Genomic DNA, 13,759 nt, shown 5'->3' with positions numbered 1-13,759 from the left:
ATGGCCAAGATGACGATGATCGAGGCGATCCGCTCCGCCATGGACGTCTCGATGGGCCGCGACGACAATGTCGTGGTCTTCGGCGAGGATGTCGGCTTCTTCGGCGGCGTCTTCCGCTGCACCCACGGGCTCCAGCAGAAATACGGCGTCTCGCGCTGCTTCGACGCGCCGATCAGCGAGGCCGGCATCGTCGGCACCGCGATCGGCATGGCTGCCTATGGCCTCAAGCCCTGCATCGAGATCCAGTTCGCTGACTACATGTACCCGGCCTATGACCAGATCGTCTCGGAGGCGGCGCGCCTGCGCTACCGCTCGGCCGGCGACTTCACCTGCCCGATGGTGATCCGCATGCCGACCGGTGGCGGGATCTTCGGCGGCCAGACCCACAGCCAGAGCCCGGAAGCGCTGTTCACCCATGTCTCCGGCCTGAAGACGATCGTGCCGTCCAACCCCTACGACGCCAAGGGCCTGCTGATCGCCGCGATCGAGGACCCCGACCCGGTGATCTTCCTCGAACCGAAGCGGCTCTATAACGGCCCCTTCGACGGCCATCACGACCGCCCGGTCACGGCCTGGTCGAAGCATGAGCTCTCCGAGGTGCCGGAAGGCCACTACACCGTGCCGCTCGGCAAGGCGGTGACGCGGCGTGAGGGCAATGCCGTCACCATCCTCGCCTATGGCACCATGGTCCATGTCGCATTGGCGGCGGCGGAGGATACCGGCATCGACGCCGAAATCATCGACCTGCGCACGCTCGTCCCGCTCGATCTCGAAGCGATCATCGCCTCGGTCGAGAAGACCGGCCGCTGCATCGTCCTGCACGAGGCGACGCTGACCTCCGGCTTCGGCGGCGAGCTGGTCGCGCTGGTGCAGGAGCATTGCTTCTACCATCTGGAGGCGCCGGTGATGCGCGTCACCGGCTGGGACACGCCCTATCCGCATGCGCAGGAATGGGACTATTTCCCCGGTCCCGCCCGCCTCGGACAGGCGCTGCGCGACATCATGGAGGCACGCTGATGGGCGAGCGCATCATCAAGCTGCCGGATGTCGGCGAGGGCATTGCCGAGGCTGAGCTTGTCGAGTGGCACGTCAAGGTCGGCGATATCGTTCGCGAGGACGATCTGCTCGCCGCCGTGATGACCGACAAGGCGACAGTCGAGATTCCCTCGCCGGTCGAGGGCGAGGTCACCTGGGTGGGTGCGGAGGTCGGCGACACCGTCGCGATCGGCTCGGCCCTGGTAAAGCTCAAGGTAGCTGGTGAGGGCGGTGCTGCCGCCGAAGCGCCCGAGGTTGTAGCCACGGAAGCAGCTCCGGCCGAGAAAGCGGCTGCAACCCCTGTCGCTCCGGCCAAGGCGGAGAAGCCCGCGGTGCCGGCCGCTCCCGCCAAGCCTGCCGCGCCTCCGCCGCCGAAGCCCGCGGCGACACAGAACCGCGTCAGTGCCGCTCCGGCCCAGCGTCGCGCACCGGGCGAGAAGCCGCTGGCTTCGCCGGCCGTGCGTCTCAAGGCCCGCGAGGCTGGCGTCGATCTGCGCCAGGTGCCGGGTACCGGCCCTGCCGGCCGCATCACCCATGACGACATCGACGCCTTCCTGCTGCGCGGGCCTGAGCCGGCGCGTGGGCTTGGTTTCGCTGAGAAGAATGCCGTTACCGACATCAAGGTCGTCGGTCTGCGCCGTCGCATCGCCGAGAAGATGGCGCTGTCGAAGTCGCGCATCCCGCACATCACCATCGTCGAGGAGGTCAATGTCTCGCCGCTGGAGGACCTGCGCGCCACCCTCAACAAGAAGCCGACCCCGGAGCGGCCGAAGCTGACGCTCTTGCCCTTCCTGATGCGCGCCATGGTCAAGGCGCTCGCCGAGCAGCCGGCGCTCAACGCGCTCTATGACGACGAGGCCGGCATCGTCCGCCAGCATGCCGCGATCAATATCGGCATCGCGACGCAGACGCCCTCGGGACTGATCGTGCCGGTGGTGAAGCATGCCGAGGCGCGCGATCTCTGGGGCTGCGGCATCGAGCTCAATCGCCTTGCCGAGCGCGCCCGCGACGGCACCGCGACCCGCGACGAGCTGACCGGCTCGACCATCACCATCACCTCGCTCGGCGCGCTCGGCGGCATCGCGACGACGCCGGTGATCAACTATCCGGAAGTCGCCATCGTCGGCGTCAACAAGATGGTGGTCCGGCCCGTCTGGGACGGCACCACCTTCGTGCCGCGCAAGATGATGAACCTGTCCTCCAGCTTCGACCACCGCGTCATCGACGGCTGGGATGCCGCCGTCTTCGTGCAGCGGCTGAAGGAGCTGCTGGAGAACCCGGCCACGCTCTTCGTGGATCTGTGACGTGATGAGGATCGTCATCGAAGGTGATGCGGCCAGCCGTCATTGCGAGCGCAGCGAAGCAATCCAGGGGACTGGGCTGAACGCTTCGACCCAGTCCCCCTGGATTGCTTCGTCGCTGACGCTCCTCGCAATGACGAGCGAGGGCCCGGACGATCGCGAAAGCCTGGACGATGGAGACCGGCCATGACCGAGATCACCTGCAAGCTCCTCGTCATCGGTGCCGGCCCCGGCGGCTATGTCTGCGCCATCCGCGCCGGCCAGCTCGGCATCGATACCGTCATCGTCGAAAGCACCAAGCTCGGCGGCAGCTGCCTCAATGTCGGCTGCATCCCCTCCAAGGCGATGATCCATGTCGCCGAGGAGTTCGAGAAGGCGGCCGAGGCCGCCGCCGGCAAGACGCCCTTCGGCCTGACGGTCGCTGAGCCGAAGCTCGACCTGAAGCAGGCCGTGACCTGGAAGGACGGCATCGTCCAGCGCCTCAACAACGGCGTCGCGGCGCTGCTGCGCAAGGCCAAGGTCAAGATCGTCCATGGCCGCGCCCGTTTCCGCGACGGCAAGACGGTCGTGGTCGAGACCGAGACCGGACCGAAGACGATTCATGCCGAGGCTATCGTTATCGCCACCGGCTCGGCCCCGGTCGAACTGCCCTTCCTGCCCTTCGGCGGCAACGTCATCTCCTCGACCGGCGCGCTGGCGCTGACCGAGCTGCCGAAGCGCCTCGTCGTGGTCGGCGGCGGCTATATCGGGCTGGAGCTGGGTATCGCCTTTGCCAGGATGGGCAGCAAGGTCACGGTGGTGGAGGCGCTGGAGCGCATCCTGCCGCTCTACGATACTGAACTCACCGGCCCGGTCTCGAAGCGCCTGACCGCGCTCGGCGTCGAGGTTTTGACCGGGGCCAAGGCGCTTGGCCCGACGGCCAAGGGCGACGGCTTACGGATCGAGACGGCTGATGGCTCCGAGCGCAGCCTACCTGCTGATAAGGTTCTGGTCACGGTCGGGCGCAAGCCCGTCACCGAGGATCTCGGCCTCGAGAACCTCGTCCTCGATATGGACGGCCGTTTCATCCGCATCGGCGAGCGCTGCGAGACGTCGATGCGCGGCATCTATGCCATTGGCGACGTCACCGGCGAACCGATGCTGGCGCATCGCGCCATGGCGCAGGGCGAGATGGTGGCAGAGATCGTCGCCGGACTGCCGCGGGCCTGGGATAAGCGCGGCATCGCGGCGATCTGCTTCACCGATCCTGAGATCGTCTCGGTCGGTCTCTCGCCCGAGGAGGCGAAGCGTGCCGGCCATGAGCTGAAGATCGGCCAGTTCCCCTTCGCCGCCAATGGCCGGGCCATGACACGCCACGGCGAGGCTGGCTTCGTGCGCGTCGTCGCGCAGGCCGGCAGTGAGCTGGTGCTGGGCATCCAGGCGGTGGGGCAGGGCGTTTCGGAGTTGTCCGCCGCCTTTGGGCTCGCCATCGAGATGGGCGCGACACTGCAGGACATCGCCGGCACGATCCACGCCCATCCGACGCTCGGCGAGGCCTTCCCGGAGGCCGCGATGAAGGCGCTGGGGCACGCGCTGCACATCTGAGGCGCCCGCGGCCGATCCGCGCAGGCAGCCAGCTAAGATGCATACAATATTGACATTGTCTGCATCGAGGATGATCTGAGGGGCGACGCCGATCGAACGGCGCCGTCCCGAGGAGATCATTCATGTCCGGCGAGCACTGGCCGCCACTCTCTCCGCTCCAGACCGGCCTGCGCGGCCGCTGCCCGCGCTGCGGGCAGGGCAAGATGTTCGAGAGCTTCCTGAAGCTGAAGCCGAAATGCGAGGTCTGTGGGCTGGATTATTCCTTCGCGGATCCCGCCGATGGACCGGCCTTCTTCGTGATGATGTTCGTCTGCATCCCGGCCGCAGCCTTCCCGCTCTGGCTGGAGCTGACCTACAACCCGCCGACCTGGGTGCATCTGGTCACGACGCTGCCGCTGATCCTGCTGACCTGCATTCCACCGCTTCAGCCGCTGAAGGGCTGGCTCGTCGCCTCGCAATTCTTCCACAAGGCGGAAGAAGGTCGGCTCGCCCGCCCGACGCCGCAGGAAAAGCCGGCCGCCTCGAGTTGAGCTGGCCGCGTGCTCTCACTTAAGTTTAGAGACGGATTCACCGATCAGGTTGATTCAACCTGATCGGATCCGTCTCTCGCGCATCGCCGCGGATCAGCCCGGCGAGGAGGCCGAGCGCCTCGGCGAGCCTCGCCCGCTCCGGGATCGCTCCGAGCGCGATCCGGATTGCGTCCGGCGCCGCGCCGCCCGTGCTGAAGGCGTCGGCCGCCATGACGCCGAGCCCCGCGACGCGGGCGCGCTCGATCAGGCTGCTGCGCTCCCAATGCGCAGGCAGGGGTTGCCAGACATGCAGGGCATGCGGATGGCCCTGCATCGTTTCGGGCAGGATTTCCTTCGCCAGCAGCTGCCGTTCGGCCGCCTCGCGCCGCACGCCTTCCAGCAGATCCTTGGCCGCGCCGATCCTGATCCAGTGCGCAGCGAGCGCCGTCATCAGCGGCGCCGGCATCAGGGCCGTCGCGCGCAGGGCGGCGAGGAACGCAGTGCTGTCGGCTCCCTCCGGCATGACGACGAAGGCCGTGCGCAGGCCGGGCGTCAGAACCTTCGACAAGGTCGCGACATGCCATGTCCGCTCGGGCGCCAGCGCAGCGAGCGGTGCGGGGGCATCGCCGGCGAGCAGGCTGTAGGGATCGTCCTCGATCAGGGTGATGTCGCGTCGGCGGGCGACCGCGACGAGGTCCTGCCGGCGCCGTTCGGGCAGGGTGACGCAGGTCGGGTTCTGCAACGTCGGCGTCAGCGCGAACAGCCTGGCGCCATGTCGGCCGGCAGCCTCGTCGAGGGCGTCCGGGAGCGGCCCGTCGGCGTCGCTTGCGACCGGCACCATGGCGAGCCGACGCTGACGGGCGGCATCGATCAGGCCGGGATAGGCGAGGGGCTCCATCAGGATCGGCTCGCCGGGCCGGGCCAGCAGCGAGAGCAGGGCGTTGAGGCCGGTCTGGGCACCCGGCACCACCGCGATGCGGTCAGGCGGAAGCGCGCCCAATAGCGGCGCGAGCCAGGCCGCTCCGGCGGCGCGTTCGGCGAGCGAGCCTGCCCCGCCATGGTAGTTCATCAGCTGGTCGGCATCACTGCGCGCCAGAATCTCGGCGATGCCGCGCTGCATCAGCTCGCCCAGCCGCAAACCCTTCGGCGCCGGTGGGATGGTCATGCTGAGATCGAGCGGCGGCCCTTCCTGCTCCTGCCGCGCCGAGATGAAGGAGCCGCGCCCCGTCACCGCGTCGATCAGCCCGCGTTCGCGAGCCTCGCCGAAGGCGCGCGTCACCGTGGTGAGATCGACCGCGAAATGCTCCGCCAGCCGGCGCTGCGGCGGCAGCTTGTCGCCGGGCCGGAGAAGCCCCTCAGTGACGGCCTGCTCAAGCTGCGCGACGATCTGCAGATAGCGCGGCCCCGCCGCCGGATCGAGCCGGCCGACCCAGTGGAGCGCTTCGTCGCTGTCGGCCTTCGCCTGAGCCAATTCCATACATTCCCGCGATTGTAGGCATCGCATAGCGCGGACGGCCCATCTGCGCCAGTGGCATGCCGCGGCTGTCGCCCTCCTTCGCGGCGATGCGGATGGTGGCGAGCTGTCACTCCTGTAAAAGAGCCATGTCAGCCGGAGCCGGAGACAGGGAATGGCACGCCTGCGCCTCGATGCGCTCGACCGCAAGATCATTGCGGAACTGCAGATCAATTCGCGCCTCTCGGTGCAGGACCTCGCCCACCGGATCGGGCTGTCGGCCTCGCCCTGCGCGCGCCGCATCCGCATGCTGGAGGAGGCGGGCGTCATCACTGGCTATGCTGCGATCATCGACCAGACCAAAGTCGGGCTGCCGATCAGCGTCTTCGTTTCGATCAAGCTGGAGCGCCAGCGCGAGGACGAGCTCGACCGCTTCTCGCAGGCCGTGGCGCGCTGGCCCGAGGTCGTCGATTGCTATCTGATGACCGGCCAGCGCGACTATCTCCTGCGCATCGTCGTGCGCGACCTGCCGGCCTATGAGCGCTTCCTCAAGGACAAGCTCACTCGCCTCGACGGCGTCGCTTCGATCGAGTCGAGCTTCGCGCTCGGGCAGGTGAAGCGCTCCAGCGCCCTGCCGATCGCGGCGGTGGCGGAGGAGGATTGAGCGGTCACGCGTTTGCGGCGGAACCAAACCGTCATTCCGGGGCATCGCGCAGCGATGAGCCCGGAACCCATGAACACTGTCACGTTTCGCTAAGCGGCGTCGGGAAACGCTTCATCCTGTTCGCGCGGTGTTCATGGGTTCCGGGCTCGGGCCTGTGGCCCGCCCCGGAATGACGGCGAAGGATAACTTACCGCTCCGCTGACGCCGCCCAGATGTTGATGCCGCCCTCGACGGCGTGCCTGTCGATGGCGGCCAGCTCCTCAGCCGAAAATTCCGGATTCTGCAGCGCCGCGACGCAATCCATCACCTGTTCCGGCCGGCTCGCGCCGATCAAGGCCGAGGTGACCCGTCCGCCGCGCAGCACCCAGGAAATCGCCATCTGGGCGAGGCTCTGGCCACGTGCCTTGGCGATCTCGTTCAGCGCCGCGATGTGCTTGATGTTGTCCTCGCTGAGGAAGCCCTCGCGGAAGGACGGCGCCTTCTTGTCGGCGCGGCTGCCGGCCGGCACGCCCTTGAGGTACTTGTCCGTCAGCATGCCCTGCGCCAGCGGCGAGAACACGATCGAACCGATGCCCTCGGCATCGAGCGTGTCGAGCAGCCCGTCCTGCTCGATCCAGCGATTGAGCATCGAATAGCTCGGCTGGTGGATCAGGCAGGGTGTGCCCAGCCGGCGCAGGATCGCGACGGCCTCCTGGGTGCGCTTCGAATTGTAGGAGGAGAGGCCGACATAGAGCGCCTTGCCCTGACGGACGATGGCGTCGAGCGCGCCCATCGTCTCCTCCAGCGGCGTGTTCGGGTCGAAGCGATGGGAATAGAAGATGTCGACATAGTCGAGCTTCATCCGCTTCAGGCTCTGGTCGAGGCTGGAGATCAGGTATTTGCGGCTGCCCCATTCGCCATAGGGGCCGGGCCACATCCGGTAGCCGGCCTTGGTCGAGATGACGAGTTCGTCGCGATAGCCGGCAAAGTCCTGTTGCAGGATCTCGCCGAAGGCGGTCTCGGCCGAGCCGGGCGGTGGCCCGTAATTATTGGCGAGGTCGAAATGGGTGATGCCGAGGTCGAAGGCGGTGCGGCAGATCTCACGCATGTTGGCGTGGCTGCCGGTCTCGCCGAAGTTCTGCCAGAGGCCGAGCGAGAGCGCCGGCAGCTGCAGCCCGCTGCGGCCGCAGCGATTGTAGCGCATCGCGTCATAGCGGTTCGGATTGACCATGGCCTGCCTCTCAATCGATTGAATGGTCGATAAGATGAAGGCCCGGTGGCTTTCAGTCCACCGGGCCTCGCTTTCGTCAGATGGCTGTCCGATCAGGCTGCGGCGTAGCCGACCGTGCCCTTGATCTCGAGGAACTCCTCAAGGCCGAAAGCAGCGTATTCGCGGCCGTTGCCGGACTGCTTGTAGCCGCCGAAGGGCGCGCCCGCGTCCCAGGCCGGGTAGTTGATGTAGACATTGCCCGAGCGCATCTGCGCCGCGACCTTGCGGGCGCGTTCCTGCGAGCCGGACTGGACGTAGGAAGCCAGGCCGTAGGGCGTGTCGTTGGCGCGCTCCACCACCTCGTCATCGCTCTTGTAAGGCAGGATCGAGAGCACCGGGCCGAAGATCTCCTCGCGGGCGATGGTCATCTCGTCGGTGACGCCGCCGAAGACCGTCGGGCGGACATAGTAGCCGCGGTTCAGCCCTTCCGGACGGCCGGGGCCGCCGGTGACCAGCGTCGCGCCTTCCTTGATGCCGGCCTCGATCAGACGCTGCACCTTCTCGTACTGGGCCTCGCTGACGACCGGGCCGAGGAACACGCCGTCCGCCGAGGGAGCGCCGACCTTGAGCGGCTCGGCCACCTGCTTGGCGATGGCGAGGGCTTCCTCATGCAGCTTCTCCGGCACGAACATCCGGGTCGGCGCGTTGCAGGACTGGCCGGAGTTGCGCATCACGCTCTCGACGCCGAGCTTCACCGACTTCTTCAAATCGGCATCGTCGAGGATGATGTTGGCGGACTTGCCGCCGAGCTCCTGATGCACGCGTTTGACGGTATCCGCCGCCGCCTTGGCGACGAGGATGCCGGCCCGCGTCGAGCCGGTGAAGGAGACCATGTCGACGCCCGGATGGCGCGAGATCGCCTCGCCCACCGTCGGCCCGTCGCCGTTGACGAGGTTGAACACGCCCTTCGGCACGCCGGCCTCGTCCATCGCTTCCGCGAAGATCAGCGCGTTGAGCGGCGCAATCTCGGAGGGCTTCAGCACCATAGTGCAGCCGGCGGCGAGGGCAGGGGCGACCTTGCACATGATCTGATTGAGCGGCCAGTTCCACGGCGTGATCATGCCGACGACGCCGATCGGCTCCTTGGCGATCAGGGTGGTGCCGCGCAGCTCCTCGAACTCGAAATTCTCGAGCGTCTCGATCATCTTGGCGAGATGCGCTGTGCCCATCGCGGCCTGCGCCCGGTGCGCCAGCTCCTTCGGTGCGCCCATTTCGCGCGACAGGATGTCGGCGATGGCGTCGTAGCGCTTCTTGTAGGCCTCGGCGAGGCGGCGCATCAGCGCGAGGCGCTCGGCCTTGGAGGTCGCGGCGAAGGCCGGGAAGGCGGCGCGTGCCGCAGCGACGGCCTTGTCGACATCAGCCTGCTCGCCGAGCGCGATGGTGGCGAAGACCTCTTCGTTGGACGGGTCGACCACACCGAGCGTGCGGCTGCCGGAGGGCTTTACCCACTGGCCATCGATGTAGAATTCGAGCTCATGCGCCATGGTCTGGTCTCCTGCCTCGTCTTGGCCCAAGGCGCGGAAAACCGGCCGGAAAGCGGCCGGCGGTCATGCCCCGAGCGGGAACTGTCGGTGTCCGACGCGAACGGGCGGCCTTGCGCGATCATGCATCGCCGGTCGCCATCGACGCTGTATCTGACGGGGCATAACGTTAGGGGGGCAGCGTGCGCCTGTCACCACGCCGGGAAGCGCGTTTGCGGATGGCCGCCATGCAACGGCGCTTCTTGTCTGGCGGTAGCCCCGTAACGTCTTCCGATCGAGCCAGCCCGCCAGAGCCGTCATTGCGAGGAGCGTCAGCGACGAAGCAATCCAGGGGGACTGGGGCAAACCGTTCAGCCCAGTCCCCCTAGATTGCTTCGCTGCGCTCGCAATGACGAGACAACCTAGTTGAAACGGATCTACAGCCGCGCCTTGACGCTGCGCGGCGTCGCCAGGAGCAGGCTGGTCTCGCTGTTGGTGACGCCAGGGATTAGGCGGATGCGTCTGAGCACCTGATCGAAGGCGATCAGGTCGGAGGTGCCGAGCTCGACAACGAGGTCCCAGTTGCCGTTGGTGGTGTGGATGCTGGAGACCTCGCTGAAGCCGCTCAGCGCGGCGATCACCGAATCCGCGGCCTGACCGGCGATCTCGATCATGGTGATGCCACGAACCGGCAGGTCGATCGCATCCGAACGCAGGATCACGGTGAAGCCGATGATCTCGCCCGATTGCTCCAGCTTCTCCAGCCGCGAGCGCACCGTCGCCCGCGTCAGGCCGAGATCGGCCGCCAGGTCCGAGATGCTGCGGCGCCCGTCATGGCGCAGCAGGGTGATGAGTTTGTGGTCGATATCGTCCATCGCCCGAAATGGATAATGTCTCTATCCATTTCGATCAATACCGGCATCGATCAGGTCAATCTGGCTTCTATCGTCTGCCGGCGAAGGCGGGCACTATAGGGCTCTCGCAAGAGCAACAGGGGATCCTATGGTTCAGCAACTGAATGTCGTGCCTTTCGTCAGCGTCGACCACATGATGAAGCTGGTCCATGCGATCGGTATCGAGCGGATGCTGTCCGACATCGCTGCTTATATCGAGGACGACTTCCGCCGCTGGGAGATCTTCGACAAGACGCCGCGCATCGCCTCTCACAGCCTCGAGGGCGTGATCGAGCTGATGCCGACCAGCGACGGCAAGCTCTACGGCTTCAAATACGTCAACGGCCATCCCAAGAACATGAAGGCCGGCCTGCAGACGGTCACCGCCTTCGGCCTGCTCTCCGACGTCGCGACCGGCTATCCCGTCCTGCTCTCGGAGATGACTTTCCTGACGGCGCTGCGCACCGCGGCGATGTCGGCGGTGGCGGCAAAGCACCTCGCGCCGAAGAACGCCGCGACCATGGCGATCATCGGCAACGGCGCCCAGTCCGAGTTCCAGGCCTTCGCCTTCCGCGCACTGCTCGGCATCGAGAACCTGCGGCTCTACGACGTCGATCCGACCGCGACCGAGAAATGCGCCCGCAACCTCGCGCGCCATGGCTTCAGGATCACCCGCTGCGCCACGGCGATGGAAGCGGTCGAGGGCGCCGAGATCGTCACCACCGTCACTGCCGACAAGCAATATGCCACGATCCTGACCGACAACATGGTTGGCGCCGGCGTCCACATCAACGCGGTCGGCGGCGACTGCCCCGGCAAGACCGAGATCCACCGCGACGTGCTGCTGCGCTCCTCGATCTTCGTCGAATATCCGCCGCAGACCCGCATCGAGGGCGACATCCAGCAGCTCGATCCCGATCACCCGGTCGAGGAGCTGTGGAAGGTCATCGCCGGCACGGCGGTGGGGCGCACGGATGCCCGCCAGATCACGCTATTCGACTCGGTCGGCTTCGCGATCGAGGATTTCTCGGCGCTGCGCTATGTTCATGAGCGCATACGCGAGGCCGGCACCTATGTCGATCTCGACCTGATCGCGGACCCCGACGACCCGCGCGATCTCTTCGGCATGCTGATGCGCGCTGCGCCGGGCGCGGCCGCGGCAGCCTGAGCCATTCGGCATGCTGGTTCTCGATATAACCACGACGTCATCCCGGGTTTGACCCGGGATCCATGCCGGGGCGTCTCCGATCAAGGCTCAGGCATGGATCCCGGATCTTCGCGGAGTTCATCCTTGGGCCGATCGAAGATCGGACCCGAGGGCTCCGTCCGGGATGACGGTGGTTCCTGGCCAAGGATCGCATTTCGTATTTAGGCCGCGTCGCGGTCCCAGCGCGGGAACGGGTCTTCGAGTCCGAGCAGCGCCTGCGTCAGCCCGGTCGTCGGGCTGCCGGTCAGGCAGGCGTCGAGTTCGGCGCGGATCGCCGCCTCGTCCATCTCCGGCCCGCCGATGAACACCATTTCCTGGCGCCGGTCGCCCCATGTCGGCGACCAGTGCCTGTGCATCAGCGACAGGAATTCCTCCGAGCGCGGCCAGCGCTCCTTCGGCGCCGCCGCCCACCAGCGCCCCATGCCTTCGGTGCGGGTGATGCGCCCGGCGAGCGAATATTCGCCGACCCAATGCGGCCGGGTCGCCAGCCAGAAATGGCCCTTGGCCCGGACGACGCCTGGCAAGCGCTTGCCCATGAAGGCGTGCAGCTTCAGCGGATGGAACGGCCGCCGCGCCCGGTAGACGAAGGAGCGGATGCCGTATTCCTCGGTCTCCGGCACATGGTCGCGGAAGCCGTAGAGCTCCTTGTGCCAGAGCGGGTGGGTCTGCGCCTTCTCCTCGCTGTAGAGCTTGGTATCGAGCAGCCGGTCGAGCGGCACGCGGCCGAAATCGGCCTCGACGATGCGGGCATCGGCATTGAGCCCGCGCACCACCAGCCTGACCTTCTCCAACTCCTGCGGCGAGACCTCGCTCGCCTTGTTGATCACCACCACATCGGCAAATTCGATCTGTTCGACGAGCAGGTCGACCAGCGTGCGCTCGTCGCCCTCGCCGGCCGTCTCGCCGCGGTCGCCGAGGAAATCGCGGCTGTCGTAGTCCCGGAGCAGGTTGAGCGCGTCGACGACGGTCGCCATCGTGTCGAGCCGGGCGACGTCGTCGAGCGAACGATCCTCCTCGTCGCGGAAGGAGAAGGTCGCAGCGATCGGCAGCGGCTCGGCGATGCCTGTGCCCTCGATCAGCAGGTAGTCGAACTTCCGCTCCTCGGCGAGGCGGCGCACCTCGCTGAGCAGATCGTCGCGCAGCGTGCAGCAGATGCAGCCATTGCTCATCTCGACCAGGCTCTCCTCGGTCTTGGAGAGATTGGCACCACCCTCACGCACGAGATCAGCGTCGATGTTCACCTCGCTCATGTCGTTGACGATGACGGCGACGCGCCGGCCTTCGCGATTGTTCAGGATGTGGTTGAGCAGCGTGGTCTTGCCGGCACCGAGGAAGCCGGAGAGGACCGTGACCGGCAGGCGCCGGTCGACGAGGAGGGGAGACGAAGCCATCGGAGAGACCCGGTTCGATGAAAGATGATCTGTTACATTATAACATAACATAGATGTCAACCGCCCTGAGACGGACAGGTCGGAGATCACCCTTGAGATCCGCTCAGGGCGCGCTGGTTCCTGCCAGCGCCAGGAAGGCTGCCGCTGCCTTCGCGAGGTAGCGTTCCTTGTGCCGGAGCGCGAGGAAGCGGCGCTTCGGTAGCGGCAGCGCTACGGTGACGAGGCGCCCGGCGGCAATGGCGTTGGCGGCGACGAGCCGCGAGATCGCGGTGGTGCCGGCGCCGGCGGCGACCGCGGCGCAGATCGCCTCGTTGGAGGGCAGCTCCAGCGCCACCGTCAGGTCGGTCGCGTCGAGGCCAAGCCCCGGCAGCGCCGCCTCGAACATGGCCCGCGTCCCTGAGCCCGGCTCGCGCAGCACCCAGGCGCCCTGCTTCAGTTCGGCAGGGGAAGGGGGCGTTTCCGCCCAGGGATGGCCGGCCGGCGCGACGATGACGAGTTCGTCCTCTGCGACGGCGGTCATGGCCAGCGCCGGGTCGTCGATCTCGCCCTCGATGAAGCCGAGATCGGCGGCGCCATTCTGGATGGCGGCGCTCACCGTCTCGGTGTTGTCGATAGCGAGCGAGACGGTGATGCCGGGATGCTCCCGGCGAAAGCGCTGGATCAGCGGCGGCAGCCAGTAGTTCGCCACTGTCTGGCTCGCCATCAGCGCGAGCGAGCCGCGGGCGAGCCCCGAAAGATCGGAGAGCACGGCTTCCGCCGCTGCGGCCCGGGCCAGCACGGCGCGGGCTTCTGTCAGGAAGAGCCGGCCGGCCTCGGTCAGGGCGATTCGCCGGCCGATCCTGTCGAACAGTTTGGTGGCGTAGCGCGCCTCCAGCGTTGCGATCGCGGAACTCACCGCCGACTGGGTGAGATTGAGGGCGTGGGCGCCTTGCGTCAGGTGTTCCCGTTCGGCGACGGCGACGAAGATGCGAAGCTGTTCGAGCGTCATGCACTGATCCTACAGCCCGATCGAA

13 protein-coding genes are annotated in these 13,759 nt (G+C 67.0%); 7 read left to right on the top strand and 6 right to left on the bottom strand.

Annotation, left to right across the window (positions count from 1 at the left end):
* The 5 genes from FQV39_RS16025 (at nt 1) to FQV39_RS16005 (ending at nt 4,450) form a co-directional block, all read left to right on the top strand.
* The gene (locus FQV39_RS16025; protein WP_149131191.1) at nt 1–1,017 is read left to right on the top strand and encodes an alpha-ketoacid dehydrogenase subunit beta; all 1,017 of its coding nucleotides are present in this window, start codon (nt 1–3) and stop codon (nt 1,015–1,017) included.
* The gene (locus FQV39_RS16020) at nt 1,017–2,339 is read left to right on the top strand and encodes a dihydrolipoamide acetyltransferase family protein (RefSeq protein ID WP_149131190.1); all 1,323 of its coding nucleotides are present in this window, start codon (nt 1,017–1,019) and stop codon (nt 2,337–2,339) included. The genes FQV39_RS16025 and FQV39_RS16020 overlap by 1 nt, the downstream gene beginning before the upstream one ends.
* Nucleotides 2,340–2,343: 4 nt before the next feature.
* The gene (locus FQV39_RS16015) at nt 2,344–2,526 is read left to right on the top strand and encodes a hypothetical protein (RefSeq protein ID WP_149131189.1); all 183 of its coding nucleotides are present in this window, start codon (nt 2,344–2,346) and stop codon (nt 2,524–2,526) included.
* Nucleotides 2,523–3,920: a dihydrolipoyl dehydrogenase gene (gene lpdA, locus FQV39_RS16010; RefSeq protein ID WP_149131188.1), complete on the top strand. Its 1,398-nt coding sequence runs from the start codon at nt 2,523–2,525 to the stop codon at nt 3,918–3,920. Before FQV39_RS16015 ends, lpdA begins: the two co-directional genes overlap by 4 nt.
* A 122-nt stretch (nt 3,921–4,042) precedes the next feature.
* Nucleotides 4,043–4,450 (top strand): DUF983 domain-containing protein, encoded by a 408-nt coding sequence (locus FQV39_RS16005; RefSeq protein ID WP_149131187.1) that lies wholly within the window; start codon nt 4,043–4,045, stop codon nt 4,448–4,450.
* 37 nt (nt 4,451–4,487) lie between these two features.
* Here FQV39_RS16005 and FQV39_RS16000 read toward each other — a convergent pair whose 3' ends face one another.
* Complete coding sequence (locus FQV39_RS16000) at nt 4,488–5,900, bottom strand: aminotransferase-like domain-containing protein (RefSeq protein ID WP_248313030.1); 1,413 nt, start codon at nt 5,898–5,900, stop codon at nt 4,488–4,490.
* A 157-nt stretch (nt 5,901–6,057) separates the two neighbouring features.
* Here FQV39_RS16000 and FQV39_RS15995 point away from each other — a divergent pair, with 157 nt between their 5' ends.
* Entirely contained in the window at nt 6,058–6,546 is a 489-nt protein-coding gene (locus FQV39_RS15995) for an Lrp/AsnC family transcriptional regulator (RefSeq protein WP_149131185.1), read from the top strand.
* A 187-nt stretch (nt 6,547–6,733) separates the two neighbouring features.
* Here FQV39_RS15995 and mgrA read toward each other — a convergent pair whose 3' ends face one another.
* From mgrA to FQV39_RS15980, 3 genes are all read right to left on the bottom strand, one after another.
* Nucleotides 6,734–7,756, bottom strand: a complete 1,023-nt coding sequence (mgrA, locus tag FQV39_RS15990) for an L-glyceraldehyde 3-phosphate reductase (protein ID WP_149131184.1) — start codon at nt 7,754–7,756, stop codon at nt 6,734–6,736.
* A gap of 92 nt (nt 7,757–7,848) precedes the next feature.
* Nucleotides 7,849–9,279, bottom strand: coding sequence for an aldehyde dehydrogenase family protein (locus FQV39_RS15985; RefSeq protein WP_149131183.1), 1,431 nt, complete (start codon nt 9,277–9,279; stop codon nt 7,849–7,851).
* 413 nt (nt 9,280–9,692) lie between these two features.
* Nucleotides 9,693–10,130, bottom strand: coding sequence for an Lrp/AsnC family transcriptional regulator (locus tag FQV39_RS15980; protein WP_149131182.1), 438 nt, complete (start codon nt 10,128–10,130; stop codon nt 9,693–9,695).
* Between the two features lie 127 nt (nt 10,131–10,257).
* On the opposite strand from FQV39_RS15980, the gene FQV39_RS15975 reads away from it, so the two are divergent.
* Nucleotides 10,258–11,316 (top strand): ornithine cyclodeaminase, encoded by a 1,059-nt coding sequence (locus tag FQV39_RS15975; RefSeq protein ID WP_149131181.1) that lies wholly within the window; start codon nt 10,258–10,260, stop codon nt 11,314–11,316.
* Between the two features lie 200 nt (nt 11,317–11,516).
* Here the strand turns inward: FQV39_RS15975 and FQV39_RS15970 are convergent, their stop codons facing one another.
* Together FQV39_RS15970 and FQV39_RS15965 are read right to left on the bottom strand one after the other, a co-directional pair.
* Complete coding sequence (locus tag FQV39_RS15970; protein ID WP_149131180.1) at nt 11,517–12,746, bottom strand: GTP-binding protein; 1,230 nt, start codon at nt 12,744–12,746, stop codon at nt 11,517–11,519.
* A 103-nt stretch (nt 12,747–12,849) separates the two neighbouring features.
* Nucleotides 12,850–13,734: a LysR family transcriptional regulator gene (locus tag FQV39_RS15965; RefSeq protein ID WP_149131179.1), complete on the bottom strand. Its 885-nt coding sequence runs from the start codon at nt 13,732–13,734 to the stop codon at nt 12,850–12,852.
* Nucleotides 13,735–13,759 lie beyond the last annotated feature (25 nt).

Source organism: Bosea sp. F3-2 (assembly GCF_008253865.1).
In the GTDB taxonomy this organism is placed as follows: Bacteria; Pseudomonadota; Alphaproteobacteria; order Rhizobiales; family Beijerinckiaceae; genus Allobosea.
The sequence above is the reverse complement of the archived record's forward strand: the minus strand, read 5'-3'. Positions and strand labels throughout refer to the sequence as shown.

Bases quoted from the DNA above. Each gene is read 5' to 3' on its own strand.
- FQV39_RS15980 (WP_149131182.1), bottom strand. From the start codon at position 10,130: ATGGACGATATCGACCACAAACTCATCACCCTGCTGCGCCATGACGGG.
- lpdA (WP_149131188.1), top strand. From the start codon at position 2,523: ATGACCGAGATCACCTGCAAGCTCCTCGTCATCGGTGCCGGCCCCGGC.
- FQV39_RS16005 (WP_149131187.1), top strand. From the start codon at position 4,043: ATGTCCGGCGAGCACTGGCCGCCACTCTCTCCGCTCCAGACCGGCCTG.
- FQV39_RS15970 (WP_149131180.1), bottom strand. From the start codon at position 12,746: ATGGCTTCGTCTCCCCTCCTCGTCGACCGGCGCCTGCCGGTCACGGTC.
- FQV39_RS15975 (WP_149131181.1), top strand. From the start codon at position 10,258: ATGGTTCAGCAACTGAATGTCGTGCCTTTCGTCAGCGTCGACCACATG.
- FQV39_RS15985 (WP_149131183.1), bottom strand. From the start codon at position 9,279: ATGGCGCATGAGCTCGAATTCTACATCGATGGCCAGTGGGTAAAGCCC.
- FQV39_RS15965 (WP_149131179.1), bottom strand. From the start codon at position 13,734: ATGACGCTCGAACAGCTTCGCATCTTCGTCGCCGTCGCCGAACGGGAA.
- FQV39_RS15995 (WP_149131185.1), top strand. From the start codon at position 6,058: ATGGCACGCCTGCGCCTCGATGCGCTCGACCGCAAGATCATTGCGGAA.
- FQV39_RS16015 (WP_149131189.1), top strand. From the start codon at position 2,344: ATGAGGATCGTCATCGAAGGTGATGCGGCCAGCCGTCATTGCGAGCGC.
- FQV39_RS16020 (WP_149131190.1), top strand. From the start codon at position 1,017: ATGGGCGAGCGCATCATCAAGCTGCCGGATGTCGGCGAGGGCATTGCC.
- mgrA (WP_149131184.1), bottom strand. From the start codon at position 7,756: ATGGTCAATCCGAACCGCTATGACGCGATGCGCTACAATCGCTGCGGC.
- FQV39_RS16025 (WP_149131191.1), top strand. From the start codon at position 1: ATGGCCAAGATGACGATGATCGAGGCGATCCGCTCCGCCATGGACGTC.